Consider the following 26,768-nt stretch of genomic DNA (forward strand, 5'->3'; position numbering starts at 1 on the left):
AAACAGTTCTATATCATTCCTAGCAGCATCTTCTAATACCATGTCCCTTTGATCGGGCTACAGATTCCATCATGCAACGGGTTTCGGTATGCAGCTTCCATCATTCAAAACTCGGTTCGGCTGACTCACCGGAAGCCAAAACTCAAAACTAAGAATTGGTATAACTACTCATCGGAGTAAGTGAAGAGTGCAGTTGATCCTCGCCGTTTATTTCCCAGATGAACCATTCGAGCCGGTTGATGGGTTGCGCATTTTGGAGAATACCCACGAAAGGATCAGCGCCAGCAAACTGCCCAACAACACTTCTTCGGCCCTGCGCAGCGATTGCTCAAAGCCAACCGCACTCGACTTCTGAACTAAAGCAGCGGTCAGCACCAGCGCAGTCGTCATCGGAGCAATCTTCCAACTTCCTGGTGTTTTAATTAGATTGGTGCAAACTAGAACCGTCAGAGCCAGGGTCGGAGGTAAGATCCACTCAACCGGACCGAAGATCAACAAGGCAAGAACGCCGGTTACACAGCCAACCAGGGTATTCATGAAGCGTGAAATAAAACTGGGCCAAGCAATTCGCACATCTGGATCAGAAACTACAATGAACGAAATAATCGCCCAGACCGGATTCCGGTCCCCAATGCCGCGCAACCCTACCCAAAGCAACAGCGTACCCAAAAATATTTCAATAGCATGGTTGAGGCTTGTGATATTGCGCAACTTTGTGATGTTGCGCGACAAAGAGGGGCGCATAGAGAAACCAGAGGGCCGATGCAGCAGTACAAGCTGATTTTAAGGCATATCAGAAATTTTCTGTCGTCTATCCAGAGGAGATTCCAGGGTTATGATGAAAGCTATTGATCGTGCCCAGTTATCGCAGAATGCGACACCAGTTTTGTTCGGCTCTCCCTTGTAATCGCCAAAGCACGCTTGGTTTCAAAATCGGAAGACAACACCTAGGTAAGGTCCCTGGAACAGCAGATTCAATTCAAGGTTTTCTCCCCCAGCCTCTGTATCATATCGCAGACTGGAAAGGCGATAAGCTAGTAGCAGTGATGTATCTCCCGAAAACATCCAATCGAGACCGCCCGTAAAGGAGGCTGCCATCAGGGTGCCGCCAATGCCCAAACCGGCCAGATCGCCTCTGATCCAACCAGCGAGTTTAGGTGACAAATTCCAGCGCAGTCGTCCGCTGACCAGCGGTTGCACCAGTGTTCCGCTTCCCTCAAAATTGCGACTGGTGCCAAGATTGGTGCTGAGATCAATCTCCTGCCGCAAGGTATAGATTCGTATGCCTAAAATCGCATCAAAGGCCAGCGGGCCCAATTCAAATTCGTTGTTTGCCTGATTGACATTTTCGGCTATCCGGTAGCCAACAGCCAGATCAAACTGCCCATACTGTACCTTGATATCCGCAGTAATTTCGGAAGGAAAGATATCGCAGAGGCAATTAGGAATGGAAAGAGAACGGGAATTCTCCTGCCCTAGATTGAAATAAGCCCCATCAAAAATCAGACCCAGGTTGCCTCGCCAAGCTTCCACCCGTCCCGCTGCTGCAAAATTCAAGGGATCTAAGACATCGTCCAGTCCCAGGTCAATGTCTGCTGTAAAGTCTCTTACCGTTGCGCTGCCCTCTACGCTGAGCGGCACAAAGCCGTAGGGAGTGAGGGTAAAGCGCCAGCGAGGAGAGGTTTCTTCTGCCTCTGGAACAGGTTCCGAAGGCTTGGATTCAGCAGGAGGTTCAGCCTGAGCAACTGGCTGATGGTCAACTGACTGAACTTCTCCTAGATCGGCACTGCTCGAGCTGAGCGGTCCTAAAGCTTCACTGCTCAAACTGGGCGGCTCAGATTCTGGCAGCACCTCAGCCGAATTAGATACATTAACTGAATCTGATAGGATACCAGAATTAGTAACAATGGAAGCAGCATCAGAACGCTGTACATTAACGAGCGGTTTGACTAGCGGTGTAGTTTGAAAGACATAGGACTGGGTATCGTGAAGAGAGACTGGCGCAAGCAGTAAATCTATCTGTTCAGAGGATGAACTGATTGGTGTGGTTGCAACGGGCAGCACTCCCGTTGCAAACGCTGCCTCGGCAATTTGTTCAGCTTGAAATTCGGGTGGTGCAACGATTGCTGCTGTAGAAAGGGAGACTGCTGCTGCAAATTCATCTGTTTCTGTGAGTTGAGAGGTTTCGGATGCATATCCGGCATCTATCGTTAATCCAATTACACCAGCAACAATTGAAGTAATCTGCATCAAGTGTTTAAATCGTACTGTTCGCATGAGCTAACCCCTCACCCTCGGCGTGTTTGCAAAAGATTCTTCAACCCCAACGACTCTGCTTGAATCGCATCGAGCAGAGGACCGCCCTGCTCACGATCAGCTAAATCTAGCAATGTTCGATTGCTCCGCGCACCCAAAAAGTCGCTGACATCAATGGAGCTAGACTGAACATTCTTCAGAATGGCTAGTTGTTGATTAGTTTCAGCAATACTGATGATAGTATTGCTGCCCTGCTGTCGAATCTCCAGTTGGTCAAAGGTCAAACGACCGGGCAGAAAGAGGAGATCTCCATCTGCATCAAAGTCCTGAATGGTGTCAGTACCGCTTCGGGGTCGTAACGAAAACAGATCACAGCCACCACCGCCAATCAGCAGATCGTCTCCTGGCCCGCCACTCAAGAAGTCGATACCATTGCCTCCAATCAGCGTATCTTGACCGGACTGGCCAAATAGCTGATCGCTTCCGGCTCCACCGCGCAGAAGGTCGTTTCCAAAGCCACCCGCCAGTAAATCATCATTCTGGAGGCCCTGGAGCCGATCATCTCCCCGACCACCCAGCAGGGTATCCCCGCCGCGATTGCCCTCCAACGCGTCTCGTCCGGCCTGCCCAACCAGACGATCATTGCCAGCATAGCCCACCAGAACATCATCCCGTCGGGTGCCAATCCGGGTAATATCACCCGTAATTTCGCTGATGATGTCTTCCCGCAATGTACCTGCGAAAACATTATGTCCTCGCGTGGTGGGATGCACCTGATCCCAAAAAAAGAACTGATTCGGGTCAGCGAGTGGATCAGCCGGGAGCAAGCCTTGAAGATAGCTATTAGCTACATTTAGAAAACCAAATTGAGAAGGATTTTGAGCAACCTCTTCACTAATGGGAAATAAATTACTGAGAATAATATTGAGGTCGGAATTCCGCTCTAGAGGAGTCAGAGCTGACTGCAATCGATTATTGAAGTCGCGGGTTAGGTTGGTTAGCGTATTGAGCAGCCCAGTCTGAAGGCTGAAGGGAGTGCGACCCAGATTGGAATTTTGCACCACAACAATATTTTTGGCTCCCAAATTCGCCAGTGTGGTAACGGCGGATCTAACATCCTCAACTGCCTGACTAATAGCAGCACTAGTCGCGTTCGGCTGATTGAGCAAATCATTGCCCCCGATCCAGACAAAATATAAGGCTTTGGGATTTGCACCCCGCGGACCAGTGGTGCTAACAAATCGGTCAATCTGATCGAGCAGTCCTCCAAATCTGAAGGCAGGGGTATCGCCGACGTTTTCCCGTCCTGTTTTTGCACCGCCGATGGCAAAGTTAGTTTCGGGCGTGACCGCAAGCCCGAGACGATCTGCCAGAGTTTCAATCGCAACCGGCCCATTCGAGAATCGTCCACTGAAGTAAGGCGGACTGGGCGGAGATTGATTGCCAGTCACTGTAAAGATATTGCCAATATCCGAGAGACTATCGCCAAATGCATAAATTCTGGCATCTCTGGACGTCACCCTCACCCGTTCGTTTTGCATGCGTTTCATAAAAAGTCAATCATAAAAGCTCAATCACTTTGCCCAAACAGCGTTATACCAGTACTGAATAACCCTAATCATTAATTTGAAATATCCAGCAACATTGCTCCCCAAAATTCAAAAGTTGCGAAAGAAACAACTAATCCTAGGTTAATCGTTGCGCAAATGCAAGTTCAAAGCTCGCCAGATGCAGCTAAAATTGTCAACTTTATAATCAAATTTTAATCGAAAGCAGAATATTTGCTTGTCATTTCGCGTCAAGCGATATAAAAATACTTCATCCACATTTTCACGAAACTGTAAATAATTGTTGTTATCGATAAGACAGCAATGACTCAAATTCTATGGCTGGTAAACATAGCCGGTGGCTTTGACAAACTTCTGGAACTGGGCATCGGTGACCAGATCTTGGGCCACCGTCATTTTCAGGTAATTGCCTTGACCGGGCTGATGGAATGCCGTGGGCTGATACTTGTTCTGGTCGTAATTGGCAGCATTGGCGTGGGTACCTTCCCAAATCAGATCAGCATCCTAATCCCCCATCCGATCCACTTTGATACAGAAGGGCGTTTGATCGGCAGGACCGAGGGTTTCATCCCAGACCGGATAGGGAAAGGGCTGATGATCCGTGCCCACCTGATTCCAGCTCCCTGGGGTCAACAGTTCCGCCGGCGTCTTAATTCCGGGCACCATCACCAGGGTTTCCAGCGGTCGCGTATGAATATACAGCCAGGAATTCCGCCACTCATCGGGGAAGTTCGGCACTTTGGTTTTGTCGATATAGTCACCATACTCGACCAGATAGGGATAGGCCAGGGAAAGATTGGGTCCGCGGACGATTTTTTTATCTGCCCAATAGCCAACGTTGTTTTTGAAGGGCAGCAGGGGCTGGGTTTGATAGCCAAATCTGCCCAGTGCCCAGTTGTAATTGATCCGAAACGGATTCAAATACAGCGGCGGCTGATCGAGTCGAATTGCTTTCCATTGGCCGTTATTGGGATCATCTCCGGCTGAGTATTGCCAGGAAAAATAATCCCAGTTGTCGTTGTTATACAGCGGCGGTGAATGTTCACTCACCGGATAACCGGGCGTAATTCCCGGCGGCGGGGTGCCGTCGCCCCAGAGAAACCAGCCCATCCAGGAGCGTTTGCGGATATTTTGAGCAGTATCGGTGACGGCTAAGCGCCGAGTTCCCACAACACTGGGATACTTGGTTTGATCGGGTGCCGCATCGGTATTGGAGACGGCGGGGGCAGCCAAATGAAGATAGGGCGTGACTGGCTCTAAACCTTCCCAGCTACTCATTGGATTACCCACTTGAATACTGTTTGTGGAATTTTTTTGAACAGAATCAGACATGATTATAGCTCCATAAATGGATGAGAAGGTGGTTATCTTCGGGAACTTTTTCGACTAGCTTGTGATTGAGTTTCAGATCGGTTAGAGGATGTTTTAGAAGTCGTTACTGCTATCTGAACCGCCCCTCTAGCCTTCAAAATTGAGCTACGGTATACACACAAGTCCTCTCAGCCTCCTAAATCACCCATAAATGGGAAACTTTGAGTAAACGTTAGGCCAATTTTTCCCATGATTCAGACCAAATTGGGTTTGAAAGTTCCCCAGAATGGGGGATTTAGGGGGCTGAAAAGCCTCGAATCCTAACCGACTCGATTTGTGTGTACACCGTAACCAAAATTGGAGGAAACTGACTCAGAAATAGGGTTCGGAAGTCCCCCATTGATGGGGGATTTAGGGGGCGATGCAGGACTTTGATACGTTTCAAACACCTTCTTAGGGCACGAGGTGCAAGATTGAATCGTGCCGTTGATGCGTTACGAGAACGTATAGGTATAGGTGTTACCTGGCGTAACGCTGGAATCAACGCTTTGGCTCAGCGTCACCGAATGATCCCCAGCGTTGGGCGTCTCCACTCGGGTGCCTGGAACGATGCCCGGACCGCTGACCATGGCTCCCAGCAGTCCCGCATTGGAGTCGGGCGGCGACAGCTTCCAGAACACAGTTGCATCCAGAAGTTTGATCGTAGTGCTGTCCGCGAGCTGACCCTGACCAGTGACGGGACCGTAGGGCGCACCATAGGTCCACTGATTTGGATTGGGCAGGCTGCCGGGCTGGTTGGAACTGCCAAGACCGCCAATGCCAATGTGAATATTGGTTGCTCCTCGCGCGCCAACATCCGCAATATCATCATCGACCGAGAAGCCATAGCCCGACAGCCCCAACTGTTTGTGCACAAACCAAACAAACGGATCCAGGTTACGGACATTGAAGGAGCGTCCGCCCGTGGGTGTCGTCGGGTCGGGATACCACAGCCCAGAGGATTCCTGCCACTGGGGGTTCTTGAAGTCGGGCACGCCGCGCAAGATCGATTTCAGTCGGTCGCGGATTTCGCCGGCAATCCGATCATCCTTGGGTGAGAGATCTTGACCAATATGGGGAATTTGCCCCACGTTGCAGCCGATCACGTTGTACAGTAACCGAACCGGGCGAGGAAGTGGCTTCAGGTCGTTCGGATTGGGCGGAATCGGACTCATGGCACTCATCACGAGATAGACCGCCTGGGCAAACAGCTTGGCTGTGTCCGCATCGTCGCCCTCAAAGCTGAGCGCAAAGGGTTGAATCTTATTCCCCATAAATTCATCATCGCTCCCGACAATTGGCGGTGGCGCAACGAATTGGTAACTCCCTGTTGAGCCAACGGTGACGAGTTCGCTCAGGGTCACGGACGCGATCGCTTTGTCGTCCGTGGTGAGGGCTGTAATCGTGCAAAGCGACCCGTCGGAGTCGTCTGGAATACCGGGTCCAGTCACCTGCATTCCGATTACCAAGGCATTGCTCGGAACCACAGAGGTGAACGTTAGGACGCGGTCAGCCGTGATGCTGCAAGTATAGGTTTGAGTAGGCAACTGGTGATTTATCTGTACATAGTACTTTGCCCAGGAGTACCAGAGATTCAGCATCGTACTGGTGACGTAGTCGGTAACGGGACGCTGAAAGTGAACGATATAGCCGGTTTGATGCGATGGATCGGGATTGGATGCCGGTTGACTCAAGGTGACGGTGCTGCCGGCCACATCTACGCTGATCAGTGTGGTGCCGGCTGGAATCACCCCAGACACACTGCATGTTACATCCATCGTTCCGGGTTGGCTCTCGCCATACAGCAAGGCCGCCTGCTGCGCTGGGCCATTGACCGAATCCCAGATCACCGGCAGCGTCGTTGTGCCATTCGGCAGCGTGTTGGGATCCGTCCCGATCGGCCCTGTGCCGCCACTAATCAGCATGTACTGGTTATTGCTGGGGTCATAGCTTGAGAGGTGAGAGGCAAAGGGACTATCACCCACCGCCTGGGCACCGGACGGCAACTTGACGCCCGCCACCGCCTCCATCTCGGCAGGGAAGTTATATTTCGTGTAGCCTTTGCCGCCAAAATACTGCCCCAGCGGCGTCAGCGTGAAGTTCTTCAGCGCTTGCTGAAACTGATCTTCGGTTTGGGAGGCCCCGATCCAGCCATAGGATGCGGTTGCATAGGGCGGCTTCATCGCGTCGTTGAGGACCCAGGCATCGGTCGCTTCGACGGCAACCGGCAGGTAGATCGTGTCCACATAGGAGACGTCATAATTGATTAGCGGCCCCAAGATGCCCGGATCGAGTGTCGAATTCAGGTTGAGCTGCCACGGGTCGCGAATTGTGAATTCAACCAGCTGAGCGGCCGCATCATTATTGGGTCCAATCGCCTGCGTGCCGTGAAACCACATCACAACTGCCGTGATTCCAGAGGGCGTCAGCGTACCCGACTTCTGGTAAAGGCGCAGCGTGGTCGAGCCGTCCTGGTTCTTGTCGTAGTATTGGTAGGGGTTGATGGGCGGGTTAGGCTGGAGAAATTGGGCATCTGGGGTAATGTACTCGCTATCATTGCAAATAAATATCCGCGAGCCATCCCAAAACACCAGCGGCACGGTGATGGTGATGGTTTCACCGGCGGGTAACCCTAAGTAATTCTTGCCGTCCGACCCGGTGTAGCCAATGTAACCTCGATAGTCTTCGTTTTTGGGATCTTCGGGATCATAAATCGTGCCTCCTCCATAGGCCGCCGCATCGTTGGGCGTAGCCAGGAAGGGATAAACGGTATGGTCGGTAAAGTTGGTAAGGGTGATGGTCTTGATGGGCACCGCTGGCACACTGCTATCCCCCATCCAGACCACTTTATTCGGCTCGTTCGACGGATAGTTTTCGGACGGCATCAGCGGCTCTGCCGCAGCACGAACACATTGAGTTGTCATGGTCAAAATCCTCCTTCAGGTAATTCGATCAAATCCAAAAAAACATAAACAAAATGACGCAACAAAATGACGCTTTTGCCTAACCGACAGCAGCAGACGAACATTGCCGGAACGATCATGAGGCTGTAGATGCACGAAGCGCATTCAGTCCATCGGAAATCTCAAACAGATAAAGGGTAGAAACAGTATTTCCCACAACTCCATAGAGACAGGTGCCATCGGGCTTCACAGCCCAGGACTGAAACTGGGCATCATTTGGAGATGCCACGGTGCCGACAACCTGGAATGTGTTGAGATTAATTCTGACGATAGTGTCGCTGCCGCTACCGTCCGTATCTATGGTTTCAACCTGGGCGTAGAGGTGTAGCCCATCTGGACTCAATACTAACGATCTAACAAAAGCGAAAAAGGGGTTAGGGTCAGAAAAGAGAATCGTATCAACTACCTGATTCGTATTGGCATCAATCACTGCAATCGCAGGCAAAGGCTGCTTCTTTGCTAGATCAATTTGGGCTCCACCAATGTAGTAGCGATTGCTGACTGCACTGAAAGCGAATGCATTGCCTAATGCAGAAGGTTGAATACCGGAGAACTGAACTTGAGATAGCGTATTGGACGCAATGGTGTAGGTATAGAGTGTAGTTCCTTTAGAATTTGTCTGATCACTACCATCAATGCTACAGAGGAAAATCCGATCGCCTTGCGGAGAGGCGACAGCAGCTAGGATATCCATTGATAAATTAGGTAACGCCAACTTCTGGATCAAACCGCAACTATTCGATGGATCAAGAACGTAAATACAGGAGGAGGGATCTGGAAAATCATCAGAAGTATTTATCGAATCCGTGACAACAAGACAAGACCTGCCATTGTGGGTACCCATTGCGATTTCTCCCAGAAGCCAGGGTACCGGTATGGATTGCACTTGATAGTTAGAGAGGTTCACCACTTGAATCACGGAACTTGAATTCGGATAAACGTTGTTGGTTGTCAGCACATAAAGCTGTGATTCATCTGGACTCATGACCATTGAATTGCTGCTTAGCTCCATCCCTCCCTCAAGATTTGGCCATTGAATGGAATGAATGATCGTGTTGCTTGCGGTTGAAACAACGTCTAACCCAGAACCCGCTATATAAAGCGTTCCATCCGTCCTCATCACCATCTGACCGGCGAGATACGTAATGTTCCCAATCGGGTTCGGCAGCAGCTTGAATTGAAACACGCTGATTGTTAGCGGTAGAGACGTTGGGTACTTGCCTGTGCTGTCGTAGGCATAGAGCATATACTGCGCCGCTTCTGCCACCAAGGGCACCGTAATGGGATAGCCCTGGCTGGCATCCATGTTGGCGGACAAGTTCTGAGCGATCGTGATACCATTCAACTTCAGACTACAGGACACCGCATTTTCGGTAGTCCAGTAGAGCTGAATCTCGCTGCCCACTAAAAACTCGGACTGGTTGCCCACCACCCCAAACTCCTGGATGGTGGGTTGATTGACGGTGACCGTACATTGCCGCTGGATCTGAAGGTTGCCCTCCGCAATCACCATGAGCGTAAAGTTTGTTGTCTGCTGGAGAGGGGGAACCGGAAACGTGTAGACATTTGGCAGGTTGGGATAGCTGAGACTGCCATAGCTCAGAGTGTAGACACCGCCCGCAGTGCCACTCCAGGACAGGGTCGCCGTACCGCCGGGGGCAACACTGGCAGGCGTAGCGACTAAGTCGCTGACCGTGAAGCCCTGGGGAAACTTGGGAATCGAGACCGATCCGTTACCCGTCCCGCTCTGCAAGGTCTCGGTGATATACAGCTCTGTGGTGCCCACCTGCTTATTGACGGCAATGTTGCTGAGAACAAAGGATAGCCCAGACGAACTAATTTCACCCTGACCGGGATTGGGTGTGAAGGTGAAGTTGCCGTTGCCATCGCTGCTCACCCCCCAGTTTGGAGGAGGAGAAGCTGAGATTGTAGAGGGGGTGGCGGTCAGGTCGGCGGCAGCGCTGCCTGTGTTGATGCTAAACGTGAGACTGGTGCATTGAGCTGCGGGTCGAGCCGATTTGGAAACTACAATCGAGATGCTGCCGGTGGTGTCGATTTGTAGTGGGTTGGGAGTCGTGGTTACCGCATAGGTCAGCGTCAGGTCGTCAGTGGATTGAATAGTAATATTATTCAGTTGAATGGTCATGGTGAGATATTCGGTAATGGTTAAGGATACGGGAAATGGATTGCGTCTGTTGCCCTCACCTAGCCCTAAGGGGGAATAAGAGAACAAAGAAATACAAGGAACTCAGTGGTTCAGCACCCTTCTCCCTCAGGGCTACCTTGTACACAGATCTCTGAACCGGTTGCTAATTGTGGTTTGATCCCCCTAAATCCCCTTAGAAAGGGGGACTTCAAACAACATAAGGTTTAGTTCCCCCTTAAGGGGGCTAGGGGGATCAGTTCGACTTGTGTGTATAAGGTAGCCTTGAGGGAGAGGGGCTGGGGATGAGGGGGAATTCACAATCCCTGCCATCAATCCTCTCGTTCGACCAGCTTCAGCCAGCCTTCGTGAATCACTGGCGGCAAACTAGCGAGTCGCGGTTTTTGATTCGCTTTCACGATCGGCAAACTCGTATTCCAGGTTTGGGGATCGTTGCGCTCAATCCAGGACCAGTCTGCCTGCTGCGCTGCCGGAATCGGGATGCGAATCGTCTCGGCATCGGTGAGCAGCCCGCTCACGCGGAAGGTGACGTTTAGCGTCTTAATCGCATCCCCGATGTAATCATCCGGAAGTGTCACCTGCTGGATGGGCAGCAGTCCGGTGGTGGCGTGGATACTGCCGCGCGGATCGAGCAGCAACGTCACCCATTGGACGGTGGGCGATGACTGACCGAGGTAATTCGGCGGTAGGGTGATGCAGTTGCTGGGGCTAATCGGCGCAATGTAGGGTGTGGAGCCGCTGGGCGGATGCACCGAGTTGAACTGCTGGTAGTTGTCGCCATTGAAATAGCCCAAGACGCCATCATTCAACAAGTCGGTTCGGCCCAACCGCACGTTGAACTGCACCTGGGTAAAATCAAACGTTGTTTCTCCCAGCCGGTTGACGCCACAGGTTCTTGCCCAAGCTTGGTCCTGCACCGGGTCGCCTTCTAGCATGAGCTGCAGGCTAGCGCGAACCAGAGCCAGCGGTCGCCCAATCAGCACCGACAGGTTTTGATCGCCTCTGCCGCCCAGGGGGTCAATCGTCCACAGCGTCGCGTCAATCACCTGCAAGAACGCCTGGAAGCCCTGCCCCTGATCGTTGAGGCTCAAGAGCTGCTGCACGAATTCCTTTAGGTGCGGGTTGGCAATGGTGGTGGGCAGAACCGGCGTGGGGTTGCCGGGGTCGGGTTGCCAGATCAGCGTTGGTCCCTGGCCGGTGGCAATCAGCAGCAGCTCGCCCAGCAGTTTGCCGGTGGCGTCGTAAATCCCCAGCCCCTGATCGAGGTGGTTCGGCAGCACCCAGCCGCAGACGGGATTGGCATTGGCAAACAGATTCGACGGCTGCTGGTCGTTGGTAGCAGAGACGAAATTCAACTCCAGGCGACTGGGCTGCACCAAACGCGGCGGCTGTTTCAGCAAACATTGGGGATAGGAGAGGGTATTGCCGGAGTCGGGCACCAGTCCGGTTCCCCGAATCGGGTAGAACGATTGGTAGTTGCCGGAGGGGTTGGTGTTGGCTTGCAGCAGATTCAGCACCTGACCAAAGCGATCGACAACCTGCAATTGCCGGAAATAGAAATGGCCCGCCCGAATCGGGAAGAAGTAGTTGGCGGGGGTGGGCGGTGGATCCCAGCCGCTGCCGGAGGTGGCTCCTGGAGCCGTATAGGGGAACGAATCGTATTGGTTCTCGATCTGCGGCAGCACCGAGGTATCGGGTGGCATCGTTACATCCAGGTCTTGCATGATCAGGAAATCATTGAAGCCGCTCAGCGCCTGAGACAGGAAATTCCACTCGCCAATCTGGTCGATCAAGCCGGCGATAGCCTGCAAGCCGGGAGCGTCAGGGCTGTTGGGGTTGTCTTGCAGATACTGTTTGAGCCGGGCAATGAAACCCATCGTGATGTGGGGGCTGAGAAAAATCCGGCTGCTGTAGGTTTGCTCTTGTTGGGCACTCGGGCTGCCGCCGCTCCATTCATAATCGCTGCCGTCAAAGCTCCAGTTGACGAGTCCGGGGGTGGAGCTGGTGCCGGTCGTGGGCTGCCAGGTGATCTGCCATTCCAGATATAGCGGCGACCAAGCCTGCTGCCAGGACGTGACGGCGAGTTGAGCGGGGACATTGGCGGGGGGCTGTTGATTGATCACCGGAGCCGTGCTGGAGCTATTCCCATAGGCGCTGATAGCGTCCGCCACGGCAGCGGGAGTAACGCCGTTCAGGTGGGCGGCAATCACCGCCGCGTTCCCCGGATCCATAAAGAAGGCTTCCTGCAGCACGGCGATCATGCAGCCCAGCAAATTGGGCGGCAGCTTCGCTTGACCCTGAGGCGAGAGCATCGGGATCGCGGCATCGATCTGGCTGGTCGTGATCGTTTGACCGCTAACCGTCAGACCCGTGATCGTGTGATCGCCAAACCGGGTTAGCAGCGGAGCCATCGGATCGCTGACACCGCCGTAGAGGTAGCGGTCGGGCCACTCCATGCCGCCAATCATCAGCACCGGGTCGCTGGGCTGATAGAAGCGCGGTTGCGCCACCGGGATCAGCTGCAGGGTTGCCGGTAAGTTCAGGACCGTGGTGGCATAGGTGCTGATGCTCTGCGGGTTTTGCGGATCGGGCAGGGCAGCAGACTGGGTACTGACGCTGCTTTGGAGCTGGTTGACCTGGCTGATCAGGCTCTGCGGGTTGGTGGGATTCAGCGCCGCGCTCAGGGCATCCAGAATGGGCTGCCAATTTCCGGCTAAGCCTCGCTCTGGCGGACTGTTGGGGTTGGTGTAGTGGTTTTTAGTGATAAACTGCTGCTTCCACCAGGCGTCATGCAACTGTGCTTGCCGAGATTGGAGCTGGCGGCGAGTGCGATCAAGCTGAGCTTGGGCTTGGTTGAGGGCAGCGAGGGCGGTTAATTGAGCGGGGGTGGGCTGCGGCTGCGGCTGATTGGTTTGGGTGAGGTCGGCGCGTTGGGCAGCCACAATTTGCCAGAGGGTGCCGCCGGGGGTTGAAGCAAACCAGGCTTGCTCGGTTTTCACGTCCACCTGAGCCGCTCCATCCGGCTGATCCAGCTCGTTCAGCAGGTTGTACTGAAAGGCCTCCATCAGCTCTGGATTGATCGGGCTGTTGGGATTCTGCGCCGCCTCTAGAAGCGCCACAAAGGCATCGATGCCCTTATTGCCCACGGCAACCCGCAGCTTGGTGGGGTCAGAATTGACGCGATTGGGAGCCGATTGGGTCTGCCACTGCACCGTGCTGATCAAGCCGTGACAGAGGGACTGCTTGGGCAAGCTGGCGGCAGGGAGTTGGTCGGCACCGGCTGGCATCGCCCAGTTCAAGGTCTGCATCAGGTCCTGCCACTGCGCTGCCGTTGTCCAGCCGCCGGGGCCATACTGGCTGCCATAGAGCAAATCCGCCGTTGGGTCGGAATACCAGCCCATCACCACATAGCTGAGGTCGGCGCTGCTGCCGGTAACATCGCTGAGGTCGTCATAGACCGAGAATACGTCGGTGACATTGGGCGTGTAGGCGGAAAAGGTGACGTTGGCCGGACCCACTGCCTTGAGAAATATCTGCACCGCTGTTGGCTCCACCCAGCTCTCTAGAGCCACGGTTTTGCCTAGAGTCGTCGGTTCAATCGTGTTGGGGTCGCTAGGAAAGGGATTGGGATAGGGATTCGAGCCGCTGCCGCCATTATTGGGATCATAATAGTCGCTTTGAATCACCCAGGCTTTGCAGGTGCCGGTCGTGGTTGCCGTACCCGGAACAATCCGCACGACCAGCCAGCGATTGGGTACATGGGGGTAGATGATTTCCTCTTGATCGGGTAATCCCGCAGCGGCTCGGATCGCGGCAGCCGTACCGGGTTGGGGGGAGGCGGGCGGCGGCTGTTTGATGCCGTGGGCAAAGGTATCCGGCAAGACCCAGTGCAGATAGACTCCGTGGGCAGGACTGCCGCCCTGATTATTAAAAGGTGCAGGAATCGGCGACTTAAACTGATTCAGATTTTCATACACCGGCGACCAGCGGCTAAAGGGAACCGTCGCGGTCACGGCATCGTTGACGATCAGCGCTTCCAGAGCAACGGGAACGAGCAGAGTCGGAGGATTCGTAGAAGTCATAGAAGTGAATAGGTGCGTAGAAAGGGCAATGAAGAGAAGTGGAATGAATTATGCAAAACTCTGAGCAAGACTCTGATTAGGACTCTGATTAGGATTCTGAAACACGATCTTTTCAGGTGCTTGCATCAGCTGAATCGCAAACTCTGCTGGGCTGATCATGCCGTTGGGATTATTGAGCTGGCCCTGCAATTTCTGCTGAATCGCCGTTTGCAGCGCCCCCATATCCACCACCGTGCTCGTTCCCCGGAAGGGAATGGGCTGCGATACTTCGGGTTGAATGATGCTGCCGGGTTGGGAACCAGTTACCGTGCGCAGATCGATTTGCAGCGTAGACTGCACCACCTCAACGCCAAAGCCGAAGCTTTCCTTGGGTTGGTTGAACTCGATCCAGGCGGGCACGGTGGGCAGCAGACAGAGCAGCACATCCTTCGTCAAGCGGTCGATCCGCAGTGGCAAAATCAGGGTTGCCGGAGCTTGCCCGTTGCTGAACTGATAGCAGTTGATTTCCAGTCCCGGCAAGGCCGAAACCGCCTGCGACCGCAACAAAAAGCCCGCCACCGGCTGCGTCACCGTCACGGAATTGCTGCCATTACTCATATCCATCGCCGCGCCCAACAGCCGCGAGCGGATCATTGGCAGTGACTGATGCACCGCCTGGCGAATCGTGTCTCTGGCGAATTCATTAAACACCTGCTGCTGGCTGCTGTGGACGCCCAAACTGAGGGCACCGTCGATCAGACTATTGATGGCGTTGGGATCGACGTAGAAAAAGCGAATCGACTCGGGTGGCAGCATCTGTGGGTTAGGCACCAGCGTATCGAAGGGTACGCCGTAGAGCAGCGCCAGGCGGGTGAGCCAAGTCAAAATATCGGGCGGCACAGCATTGGCAGGCGAGTCTCCCGCCCCATCTCCCACTCCATTTCCCACCGCATCTCCCTGGATCTGCCGCAACGCCAGCAGCGTTCGTTGGAAGATTCCCACAGTCTCGGGTTGCTGCATCCATTGCCGCAGGTCGGCCAGTGCGGGAGAAGCTGGGGGTTGCTCTTTGGGTAACGGCAAGGGATGATCCTCGATGCCCAGGGTCGCTACTCGCGGTGCAACCTGCGCGGCAAAGTCCTCTCCCAGATACTGCATAAACGAGTCGCGAATCAGATGGGGATGGAGGAGCTGGCGAATCTGATCCACCGTGTCGGTTTGCTTCAGCGCCGCAGGGACATGGGGTGAGTGGAGTCGCTGTCTCAGCAGCTGCAAGGCCTGATTGGTCTGCCGTCGCCAGTTCAGGACGCTGACAGCAAAACTGCGGTCGGCCAGCGCCAATATCCGCCCCGTCTGCCACGCTACCGCATAGGACTGGTCAAACAAGCCCGTATTCGCGTCGTAGACCAAGGCAGCTTCGGCGGCACTGTAGGCGGAACTGCTGGGATAGGCAGTAATCGGTAGCGGCGTCAGCGGGCCGCGATACCAGGAATAGGTCTGGTCGCCGGCTCGCGTGTTGTATTGCAGTGGCACATAGCCGTGGGAGAGAATCGTCTGGGCGAGCTGCTGATCGGGGGTGGGGTTGGCAGGCAGTGCGGCGGGCAGGGTCAGCGACAGCGCCTGCGGATTGGTCTTTGCTTGAGCAACCAGGTTCAACATCAGAGCGCTGAAGTCTTCTTTGGACTCTGCTAGACAGTCAAAGGTCCAGCTTGCTAGAGAAACCAGACGGATGCTGGTGATGCCGCTCGGAAAACTAGGGGAATCCGTGAGATACGATTGAAATCCTTCCAGAGATACCAGATGGGCAATATTGCGCACTGCCGCTGATGAACCTGCTGGAGGCGCGATGGGCAATCGATTCGCCATCACTACAGAAAACCATCCGGTTCCCGTCAATTCCGATTCGCATTTGCCCTGAAGGCTCTGCTGATCAATCTGCCGGACATGCGTTAGATATTTTAATTCCCCCAATCGCGGCACAAGCGCTGTGAATGTTGTCGGTGAGATATTGATCGCTCGACAGGTTGCCTGCGGATCATCCACCACGCTGAGCTGAATTGCTGGCCCCAAAACGCCTGCTTCTGGCTGCACGATCTGGCTTAGGCTATAGGTCCCAGCTCCGGTTGGGTTAGATAGAGTCCCCTGATTCCCGGCAGGGGCAATCAGTTCGCTCTCCTGAAAAATCAGCAGCGCTACCCAGGGAATTGTATTGTCGCTGGGTTGGAGCAGCCGCTCCCAGGGAAGGGCGCGTTTCGTCAAGACAATATAGGGAAACTGTTGATCGAATTGTCCTTGGCTTTTGTTGGCAGGAAACTGGGTTTGAATATCTGCTGCCGTGATGCTAAATCGTGGTCCCTCCACCAGAAACTGCTGCGTCTCAGTGAATGGCTGCGGCGGGGAAGGCGGCAGCTTGGCATCTCCCGAGATCTGATGGGTCATCGTGATCGTATAGGTGTCTGCGGTCAATGCCGGAATGTAGTTGTCGCAAAATTGAATATCGGCAAGGGTTGCATCATCGAGTCGAGATGGAGCTAAGTTTGTGTTCATGGATGGATAGAAGATTACAAATGAAGCAAGACGAATGATAAAGCGATGAACAGATACTGAATACAGTGGAAAATCACCCCTCATCCTTCCCTCTTCCCTGGGAAGAAGAAAGCTGGAATTCTGATTCCCTCTCTTTCAGGAAGCTATTGTGTACACACAAGTCGGGTCTGACTTCGTTTAAGTCTTTTGTGCCCCCTAAATCCCCCAATTCTGCGGGACTTTGAAGGGTTAGGCTCCCCCAACTTCGAGGGCTGGGGCGGTTCGCCAGTGATTCGGTTAGATTTGATCACTTGTGTATACACAGTAGCTTTCAGGGCGAGGGCGAGGGTGAGGGTGAGGGCAAGCCACACGCATTGATCAGGTAGCGATGCCATCGGGGCTACCAACCTGAGGCAGTGCCTGGTAATTCAGTCCGACGGCTTTCTGCACATCGCTCAAATCACCATCCACTCCGGCATTCACCCCTAAAGATACAAGTGCATTGAATAAACTAGTGCGTTTAGCTTGTACGGCGATGCTGGTGAGAGTCTGGCCGATCAGCGTTAGCACTTGATTATCGGTTGCGGCAGGCTGGTTGATGGCGGGAGCGGTGGCTGCGAGCGGCAGGTAAACGGGGATGCCATCGGCGGTTTCACCAATGATCATGTAAGCGAAGACTTGGGCAGCAGCGACCGGGATCGGGGTCGAAGGAGCACCCGGCTTCAGTTGTATTTGGCTCAACCCGACCAAGCGATTCGGCAGCAGCGTGGCCTCAGGAGTAGGCGCTTGGTTGGGGCCGAGCGGTGCTCCCCACATGGCTTCGGGAACAGCCCGCTGGCTGAGCACCCACTGCCAGTTCTGGTTTAGATCCTGGTAGGCACCTTGCGAATTGGTGATCTGCACCTGGGCTGTGGAGGTAACGCTGGCAATTCCCATCGGGCGAATCCCGACCGTGTAGCTGGTAGTGGGTGTAATCGAGGTGTCCTGGTTGTTGGGACCCACTAAGGTCATGCCAGTCAGAGGAATCGCCGTTTCCACTGAAAACTGGAACTCATCGGCCCGAATACACCAGAGTCCGGACTCGGTTTGCTTGAATAGCCCATTGGCTGCCCGAATATGACAAACCGCCAGATCCACAACAACCTGATCTCCCCCAAGCGCCGTTGGGGAAACCTGGGGAGCGTTGCTATGGGGCAATAGGGCTTGGAACTCGGTCCAGCCAATGTTTGGGGGTGGCGTTTGTGGCGGACCAAAGGGAATCGTGAAGGAGACAATCCACAGCGTTACATGCACAGTGCCGCCGGTCGGCGGTCCCCAGAGATTCAGATCGGCACCAATTTCTAGCTTGATTGTGTGGGTGCCAAAGAACGTGAACGTATAGGCGACACCAATGTCGATGCCCACGGATGCCGTGTAGGAGAAGGGTTTCCAGAACATCAAAAAGTCGGCATGGGCAATAAACCAGGCTTGCAGTCCACCATCCTGGTAGAGCGCTTGCAGCCGCCCGCCACCCATGACGCAGGAGGGAGTCAGGGCAAAATAGGCTTCGCCAGAAATCGTCAGCGAACTATCGATTGCCCAGTTGAAGCCCAAGCGTGGCAGCGTCGGATACCAGGAATACGCCGCCAGATTAAACTGCGGGTGGTAGCCGCCAATCGACAAGACAAAATCGCCTGCGTGCTGATTCGAGCCAAACCAGAGGCAAAAGGCAAAGCCGCCGGTGAGGTGGCAGCTGGGATCGAGCACGTAGGAGTTGGGCGTTAGCACCGCAATTGCCGAGAATTCCCCTTCGGCTGGCTTCAGCACCACCTCTAGTTCCAGCTCAGCGTAGGCAAAGGTTTCCGGACCTTCCGCCGGGAGCTTAATGGTGGAGAGGCCGAGCAAGGCGATCTCCAGCTCTTTGCCAAACTCCACCACCAGCAGCGCGTGCGACTGAATCAGCTCAAAGGAGGTGAATTGCAGCCCCACTGCTAGCCAATCTTCGCCGCGCGTGGGCGGCACCGAGATGGCAATTGCTGCTAACGCAGTCGCGGGCGTGGCATTCGTGCCGCCCACCTGCCTTGAGTCAGTGAGTCCCGCCACAAACGGGAACGTTTGGATCTGATCGATAGCCGGCAAGATTAGGCTGCGATTGTAGCCAAAACCGCCGCAGATGCCGGTGACAAAGCAGGGAGGCGGTCCACCCAAGGGATCGGTGAGAAAGGCAAAGATGAATAGCGACGGATCGCCATTCAACTCGCCATTCAACTCGCCATTCAACGTCGTGTAGGACCCCAGCGCCGAGATGGAAAACTCGCCGGCTTTGATCACCGCCTCGCCGTTGTAGATCAGATTGTTTTGAGCATCGCGGGTTTCTTGCAGCCCACCGCTGATCTCGACTGGGTCCGCGTTCAGGGTAATATCCAACCCGCTCAGATCAAACTGGTAGTTGCTGAGGTTGGCTGGCGTGGTCACCGGAATCGCCACCGACAGGCCCTCCAGCTCAATGTCTAATGCCGCTAGGGACACACCGCCGTAGTAGAGGAACGACAGCAATTTACTGGCGTTCTGCCAGCCAACGCCGATCTTCTGACAGTGCAAGGGTCCAAAAGCTCGCTGTATCGGGATCCAAACTATATCTGCCGCCGTACCGTCGCTGTCGTAAAGCTGCACATTCATCGTCGTGCTGTAGGCAGCCGCCAGGGAAAAGCTGGGATTGACTGCCTGATTATCTTGATTCTGAGCCTCTTCGTCTCCTAAGGCATGGGACGCGGCAGCAGTATGTCCAGTAGCATATCCAGCAGCGTGCCCTGAAGTATTCTCAAATCCCTTAAATTCTTCGTCGGCATCGAGTAGATTTTGAGCTACCGGATTGTTACTAGAAGAGGCATTCAGCCCCGATCCTAGGGGCAGCCCCAAATCATCACAACGCAGCGCTACACCCCAGGAAACGGGAGTCGGATGTTCGAAATCAATCGAGACATACATACGGGGATCGATTCCCGCCAGGGTGACCCCCTTGGTATTGACTAGTGGCGTATCCTTGCTGCCCTGAACGGTGAGTCCCAGACTGACCAACTCCAGCTTGGGGTGAAACGAGGGAGTGTTGCTGCTGTCGGCCTGCACCAGATACAGCGCTAGCCCCGGACTGGGCGTGGTTAGGCTCGGTGCCGCCCGATTCAGCCAGGAAGTGCTGGGGGTGGTTTCTCCCGGCAGCCACTGCCCGAGCTGCAATTTCAACTGCGGCGAACTGGCATTGGTTGGCTCATCCGCTTGGAACGAATTGGATTTGCTATTCTGCGAATTGTCAGTTTGCGCACTGGACGTCAGGTCAATATCGCTAATTTGCAGGCGCAATCCGTAGTCGGTCGCTCCACCCCCCTCCGCCTCACCCACGACATAGATGCCGTTGCCCTGACCCGAGAGGGGAATCAGCGGATTGGTATTGCTAGAAAGCTGGCTTAAAACCGTAAAGAAGAAGTTCTCCAACAGGGTCTGGGGCGATTGGTTGAGAAACTTCGCGAGGTCGCCCAGCACGTAAGGCTGACCCGATGCCTGACCCGATGCTTGCAGTAACCCCATATCCACCAGCAGTGTTCCTGGAGTTTCGTTGGAGGTACCAATCTTCTGATTCAGGAAATTGATCACGTCCTGGGATGCCAGAACCACATTGATCCAGTCTTTGGGCAAACCCAGACCGGGGAGGCTATTCAGCAGTTCTTGGATCGTTGTGAAAGGACCGGTGCCGGGCGGCTGCACATCCAGGAAGCTGAGCTGAAACGAGGAGCCGGTGCCCGCAAACAGGACTTTGCCGAGCAGCTCCAAGCCGTCAAACGAAACACTGCCGCTCGTGAAGTGGGCCTGGGTATTCTTGAGATCCAAGCCAATTTCAATCGGGTAAGCAACCGAGTTGTTTGTTTGTCCGGTAATCACGGGATTGCCTGAGATCGGCAGAGCCAACAACGGCATATACAACCGAGGCGTTACCGTAACATTCCCGTCTGCGTAGGGATATAGGAGGCCGATCCCAATGGTGGAGCTGGTACCGCTGTCGTCCTTTGGTAGCACAACATAGCAGGGGGTGGGTTTGCCCTGTTGCGTGATGGCATACCAAGCGCAGCCATCAGGAGGCGGATTGGGAATCGGACTGCCTAGCAGCTCACGCAGCAACGTCAACAGGTTCGTGCGTTCGTTGGGAATATTTTTCAGAGCAGGAGCCGGATTCTGAAACCAATCGAGATCGAAGAAATAATTAGTTTGATTTTGCTGAATTACGCCAATAATAATACCCAGTTGCAGCACAACGGGATGAATATCCTGAGTCTCAATCGGCAGCAAATTAAGCATAGTAATCTCCAAATAAACCGGTCATAATTTTGATTGCACAACGATAGTAGACAGCACTCAATACACTGCAAATAGGCACTTCTGAGGGAGAGAAATCAATTGACGGTTTAAGGAACTCTGCTTGAAGCGGAACTGAATCCGACATGAAAATCTCGTGGACTACTTGTGATACCAGTTCAGATATAGAATACAAACGCCAATCGAACGCCAATAAATCGCCAAATTATCGCCAATGGGCTGATCAACTTGGCAACTCAATAGAATAGTTCACCATTAAGATGGCGTCGTTTCTCTATTGTCCTTTCCAAATGTGATGTGCCCAAAGTTGATTGTCACTGGAAACCGTTTGATACATCAGATCCCAAGAATAGTGCAGGTTTTCACCACTTTTGCTTTCATCATAGCCATCCGGTGTCCAAACTCCATTCGGGTCATTCACCCAAACCCCCGTTTGATCGTATCCGCGTAGTAAAATCACATGGCCTGATCGGGTCAACTGCGTATGCACCACAACCGGCAGTCCGCTGGCCAACCAGGTTTTAATCACATCCCAATTGCTGTTGTAGCTAAAATCATCTTTACAGCCGTAGGCTTCCACAACTTTGGCTAAATCGAGCGGCGAGTGTCGATCTAATCCATGCTGATCGCAGTAGGCATCTAATTCATCGGGATAGCGCATAGCAGGATGACGTTGAGGCACCCCCAGATAGGCCAAATCCATCGCTAGCGCCGTGACATTGCAGGAACCTCCGGGTGCTTCCTGGTTGTCATTCTGGTCGTAATAGTCATAGTGCGGAATTGGCAAGTTAACCGAACTAGGGGTTAGATTCAGAGGCTTACCATCTTGCAGAATTTCTACATCCGGTCTAAAGACGTACCAAGTGTTGTGCCCTTGATAGGACAACTGCTGGCCCTGAGCGTCCGTTCCCAGGGAAACCTTGAGATGATCGCCGACAATTTCATAGCTAGAGATGGGCAATAAAGTTCCGGCTGAAATGACTTGCTTTTGGTCATTGGCTAGGGCTGAGCTTTGAGCAGTAGACAGTTTCAGCCAAGTATCACGATCGATTTTTAGCGTGTAGGTCATGATCAAAAACCTGATTATGGAAGGTCTAAATCTAGCTTTGGCTAACGTTTCGGGCACATGAAAAATCTACTGATCAGGCTAGATAATGCCTTCAGTAGAGTGATGAGAAGAAGTGTTTCGACGCAATACCAGAGGATTGTGAGCATTGCGTCAAAACCCAATCAGGGTAATTTAAGCGATTGATTGTTAGGGATAATTAAGGGTTTCTAACACCAGAGCAATAATTTGCGGTTTACCCGAATTGTCCTTCAGCTCAAACCCAGTATCAGTGGAAGTATACTGAACCTGATCGGATTTACCAGAAGCAGATTCTGAACCAAGATGGATAATGTTCAAAATGCTGACATCTACTTTTTCACTCCAGGTAGTATGAGTTTCCGTATCTGACCAGTTGGAAAACTCCATTTTGATCCAGGGTTGATAAGCAACAATAACACTAGCAATGCGAACATTGAAGATACCTTGTGGTCCCCATACCCTGGGCTTTCCACTCGTATCTACAAAAGGGCTTGACTTATCAAAACCAGCATAATTTTTGTACTTTTCAATCATTGACGAGTCATACCAAGTGCTGGCTGGTCCTAAGGAAATATTTTTAATGGACTGATATGTGACTGTGGCCTTGAAGTCATACTTAGACATATCCACCTTGCTTTGAGAACCGCTCCCCTGAACACCCACCATAAAGACATCTTCAATCGGAATAGTGGCATTGAATGAAAACTGCCAGCTAGAACTATTATTAGTTTGCGTGGAGTTACTCAGTTCTACAGTAACTTCTGGATCATTGCCATTATTAGCAGCCGTTTGCGCTGTTGACAGCCATGACTTGAAATCAGCGACCGTCTCGCCCTGTTGCAAGGTATAACGGGGCTGCCAAATCACTGCACCATCTTCATCCACCTGAATTTGATATTGATTTTGAGCCTTTTTGTTGGGGAAACGATTGTTTGGGTTTCTGGGATCAGCCTTTTGCACCGCCGATTTAGCTTCAGCAAGTTCTCGATAATCTGGGCCGTAGACTTTCTCTGCTAGCGCATCATACTGTTCCTGCAAGCCTGCCAGGTCGTCTCCATAGATTTCATTCAGGTTTGCCACCTTCTCTTGATAATCAGTGCTCTGTAAATAGGTTTGCAGATAAGTTTGGAAGGTTTTTTCACTATAACCTGGAATCCAAGTTGTGCAGGTCATCCCGTCAGCACTGGCATTGACACAATAGTTACTGATGTAATTCTTATACTCCTCCTTTACAAGTTGTTGTGTGGCGTTCTGATAGTTGACGATTTTCTGCCGGATCGCATCCAGGTCAGTCGTACTGGTACCGGGTTGGGGGGGAAGCGAGATCTCATCCAGCCAGCTCTGATACATGCCAAAAAAGTTATTGTTGGTAATGCCATTCCAGGTCAAGGACCAGGGAGGAATGGTGTTCCCTAGATCAACTATTTGACCATTGGCATCATTAGTAGCGGCATCAAAGTTACAGGTAATCCCTTTAGAAACCATCATGATATTTCCTGGATCGGTTCCTGTCTGACTCGCAATCGCTTGAGTCACGGCCTGCCAGAACTTCGTCTGATCATTAGCTTCTTGTCCCATGATTTTCTGTCCTCAAAATGTTGTAGTTGACATAGTTAATTTCGCAATACCGAGGTGTAGAGACCCAATACATGCTCACAGTTCAAGTTAGAGAGCACTGATCACATCCTCTAAATCAGAAGCCCAACCTTCTCCTTCAGGATCGGCTTCTTGCTCTGGCTGTTGATCAAAGTCATTTTCACTGGTTTGTTGTTCTGCAATTTGCTGCTCTAGTGCTGCTTGCTCTTCAACTGGAGCGATGCTCTTTTTGTATTCCAGATCTTTGAGCATGTCACTGCCTTTGAAGTCCAATTGCCGAAATGGAGATTCACCAATTTCTTCAATGTCCTTTGCACCCTGCTCAGCGCGGCTTGAAGCATCTGATAGTTTATCGCCAAAAGCTTCATCGCTGTCGGCTTCAAAGTCTTTAAAGGAAGTGTACTTTTTACCGATTGACACTAGCATCTTGAGAATAAACATGCCAAGCAAAGCATAGTTTATCCACTTCAAAATTTGGCTGAGTAATGATGGATCTTCATTCGCAGGCAGACGGTGACTAATATCATCCGAAGATAATTCGTGCAACCGACCAGTAATTTGTAAAACATCTCCCTGCTTGCGGTTGTTAATCGGATCATCTTCAGCATAGGTAAGCGTACCCGAGAAGAACGGACCTGTGTAAGCATCTTGGGCAGTGGCTAACGTAATTTCGCTGAATGTCAATTTTCCAGCATACTTTACTAACATATCGGCTTGCCATGTCAGAACACTGTTGTCATATTGCAACTTGTTCATATGGCGGTCGGGCATGTCGTGATCCAGACTGAACTTGTAGTTGCCGTATATCACAACCAGTGGACCTTTTTGGGTTTTTCCATCTGCATCGGTCAGGACTGTATCGGTATAACTACCAGCCCAGTAATTCATGTTGTGATTACGCATTTTCACAAATGATGCATTCACTTGTAGATAGCTACATTGAAAGCCATGTTGATGTAAGAATGCGTCCAGTTGTGGGGTTGTGGCTTGTCCTTGGACCACATTTTTGAGCAAGCCCTGCCATGCCTTATAAATGGTCGTGCTGGTTAATAGGGTTTGCACAAACCGATCAGAGGCATCATTTGGGGCAGTATCTTGCAAGTACTCCTGATAAAAAGGAGACTTCAGCATGTTTAGCACAACAGCCGCTGTAGTGTTGTATCCATTATTAGCGAGGAAATTATCGGCAGCTTGAAGAGCTTGCTGATAGACCTTTTGAATCTGATCAGAGGACTCACCAGCTTGCTTGGCTTGTTGCACGGCATCATTCATTTTGACCAAAAGCGTGCTCCACTGATCGCTCAAAAATGAGTTCGACTTGAGGTCTGTGATGAACAGGACTGCATTAGCTTGAAAACCAGCGTCTTGAGAAGACGGCACAGTTGAACTGAAGGATACTGTCATAGAATTATCCCCGTTGAATATATCTTGCATCTCCCACATTATTCCTATAGAAGATGCAAGATTAATACCAGATTGAGAGCGAACCAGTTCTAAGGGTGAGATGCTAGAGAAGATAGTCTGCTACTCAAGCGCCTCATCAAGTGTATTAGCGGTTTCACCCTCTCCAGTCAAATCAGTTTCTTCGTCTTCAAAGCTTTTTTCATCCGCTTCGTTTTCCTGATCGATTTCTTCTTCAATCTCCTTTTGCTTCTCCGGATCAGATGTGTTATTCATCTCCTCAGTAAGCTGCTTCGCGGTTGTACTCTGGTTGTTGAACTCGTCCGGGGGCACTTCAGACAATTCCTGTTTAGTCGTTTCAACCGCATCATCAACCTTTTCCTTGACCTCTGAACTGAATTTGTCCTTGAGCCATTTACCCCCTTTGAATAGAGCACCACCAGCTCCAAATAGCAGCGATATGGCAAAACCAATCTGGATATAGGGACCTAATGTTTTGGCAAGTTGGTCAACAGTGTTTGTGTCAACACTGGGAGGATGATTAACATTGCCTCTTTGATTGGGCGGTGGATCACCTATCTTGCCATTAAAGGTATAGATACCACTAAAGTTCTTGTTTGTGCCTTCAGGATAGGTAATGGTTCCTGAAAAGGTACAGCCAACATAGGAATCCTCGCTCTTAGGGCGATTGATTTGACTGAAGGTAATCGAGCCAGAAGTTGAGTTGGTTTCAAGCCCCCCGCCGCCATCAGTCGTCCAGGTTAAGGTTCCTTGACTATATTTGAACGCAAACAATTTCTCAGGACCAACGCTGACGGTGCTATCTCCATATACAATCACAGCCGGACCAGGTTGGGCATCACCACCGCTAGTGGGTTGGACAATAGTTTGACCATAGGTTCCAGTCCAAAAGTTTAGGTTTTTGTCACGCATCTTTAAGAACGAAGCGTTTACCTGAATCGCAGTGCAGTCGTAACCATTTTGCTTTAAGAACTGGTCAGCCTTGTCCAGATTGCCACCTGTAGCAGATTGCTGGATGATCTGCGCCCATTCTCTATAAAGGTGGCTATCTTGAAGCAGATCTTGAACAAAGCGATCGGACTGATCATTGGGTTTGCGCGAAGCGATATAGTCGTTCCACCAAGGAGTTTTGAGAAGAGACAATACAGCTTCTGCCGTTGTGTTATACCCATTATCAGCCAGGAAGTTGTCCAGATAATTGACTTTGTCTGAAATGCCATATTTGGGATCGCTAGCATTGGTCAAATGAGTCTGCCAATCTGCATTCAGAGCCTTATTAGTCTTCAAATCATCTAGAAAAACATAGGCCCATCCCATTTGCTCTTCTGTTGGCTCATCAGTTGTCAAATTCGTTCGCAGATTATTGCCCATAATAGTCTCAATGAGTTGAAACGATTTGTTTAGCTTAGTCAAATAGTTTGAGGAAGAGTTGTA

General features: G+C 52.1%; 13 protein-coding genes. All 13 read right to left on the bottom strand.

The genetic code is table 11. The annotated features are described in order from the left end of the window. Positions 1–207 precede the first annotated feature (207 nt). A complete protein-coding gene (locus tag HJG54_RS30675; RefSeq protein ID WP_316436914.1) occupies positions 208–744 on the bottom strand; it encodes an FUSC family protein in 537 nt (178 codons plus the stop codon). 183 nt (positions 745–927) lie between these two features. Beyond that, on the bottom strand, positions 928–2,277 hold the full coding sequence (locus HJG54_RS30680) for a hypothetical protein (RefSeq protein WP_316436915.1): 1,350 nt from the start codon (positions 2,275–2,277) through the stop codon (positions 928–930). 11 nt (positions 2,278–2,288) lie between these two features. Beyond that, positions 2,289–3,806: an SGNH/GDSL hydrolase family protein gene (locus HJG54_RS30685; protein WP_316436916.1), complete on the bottom strand. Its 1,518-nt coding sequence runs from the start codon at positions 3,804–3,806 to the stop codon at positions 2,289–2,291. Between the two features lie 522 nt (positions 3,807–4,328). Next, complete coding sequence (locus HJG54_RS30690) at positions 4,329–5,156, bottom strand: hypothetical protein (RefSeq protein WP_316436917.1); 828 nt, start codon at positions 5,154–5,156, stop codon at positions 4,329–4,331. A 473-nt stretch (positions 5,157–5,629) separates the two neighbouring features. Beyond that, positions 5,630–8,098, bottom strand: a complete 2,469-nt coding sequence (locus HJG54_RS30695) for a hypothetical protein (protein WP_316436918.1) — start codon at positions 8,096–8,098, stop codon at positions 5,630–5,632. Positions 8,099–8,213: 115 nt separating this feature from the next. Next, positions 8,214–10,283, bottom strand: a complete 2,070-nt coding sequence (locus HJG54_RS30700; RefSeq protein WP_316436919.1) for a YncE family protein — start codon at positions 10,281–10,283, stop codon at positions 8,214–8,216. A 329-nt stretch (positions 10,284–10,612) separates the two neighbouring features. Continuing rightward, complete coding sequence (locus HJG54_RS30705) at positions 10,613–14,383, bottom strand: hypothetical protein (protein ID WP_316436920.1); 3,771 nt, start codon at positions 14,381–14,383, stop codon at positions 10,613–10,615. Between the two features lie 48 nt (positions 14,384–14,431). Further along, positions 14,432–16,906 (bottom strand): hypothetical protein, encoded by a 2,475-nt coding sequence (locus HJG54_RS30710; protein ID WP_316436921.1) that lies wholly within the window; start codon positions 16,904–16,906, stop codon positions 14,432–14,434. Between the two features lie 357 nt (positions 16,907–17,263). Next, complete coding sequence (locus HJG54_RS30715) at positions 17,264–21,211, bottom strand: DUF6603 domain-containing protein (protein WP_316436922.1); 3,948 nt, start codon at positions 21,209–21,211, stop codon at positions 17,264–17,266. Positions 21,212–21,503: 292 nt separating this feature from the next. Continuing rightward, positions 21,504–22,298: a C39 family peptidase gene (locus tag HJG54_RS30720; RefSeq protein ID WP_316436923.1), complete on the bottom strand. Its 795-nt coding sequence runs from the start codon at positions 22,296–22,298 to the stop codon at positions 21,504–21,506. A gap of 186 nt (positions 22,299–22,484) precedes the next feature. Then, a complete protein-coding gene (locus tag HJG54_RS30725) occupies positions 22,485–23,894 on the bottom strand; it encodes a hypothetical protein (protein ID WP_316436925.1) in 1,410 nt (469 codons plus the stop codon). Positions 23,895–23,981: 87 nt separating this feature from the next. Continuing rightward, entirely contained in the window at positions 23,982–25,316 is a 1,335-nt protein-coding gene (locus tag HJG54_RS30730) for a hypothetical protein (protein WP_316436926.1), read from the bottom strand. Between the two features lie 120 nt (positions 25,317–25,436). Beyond that, complete coding sequence (locus tag HJG54_RS30735) at positions 25,437–26,705, bottom strand: hypothetical protein (RefSeq protein WP_316436927.1); 1,269 nt, start codon at positions 26,703–26,705, stop codon at positions 25,437–25,439. Between the last annotated feature and the right edge of the window lie 63 nt (positions 26,706–26,768).

Source organism: Leptolyngbya sp. NK1-12, assembly GCF_032598965.1.
GTDB lineage: Bacteria > Cyanobacteriota > Cyanobacteriia > Elainellales > Elainellaceae > Elainella.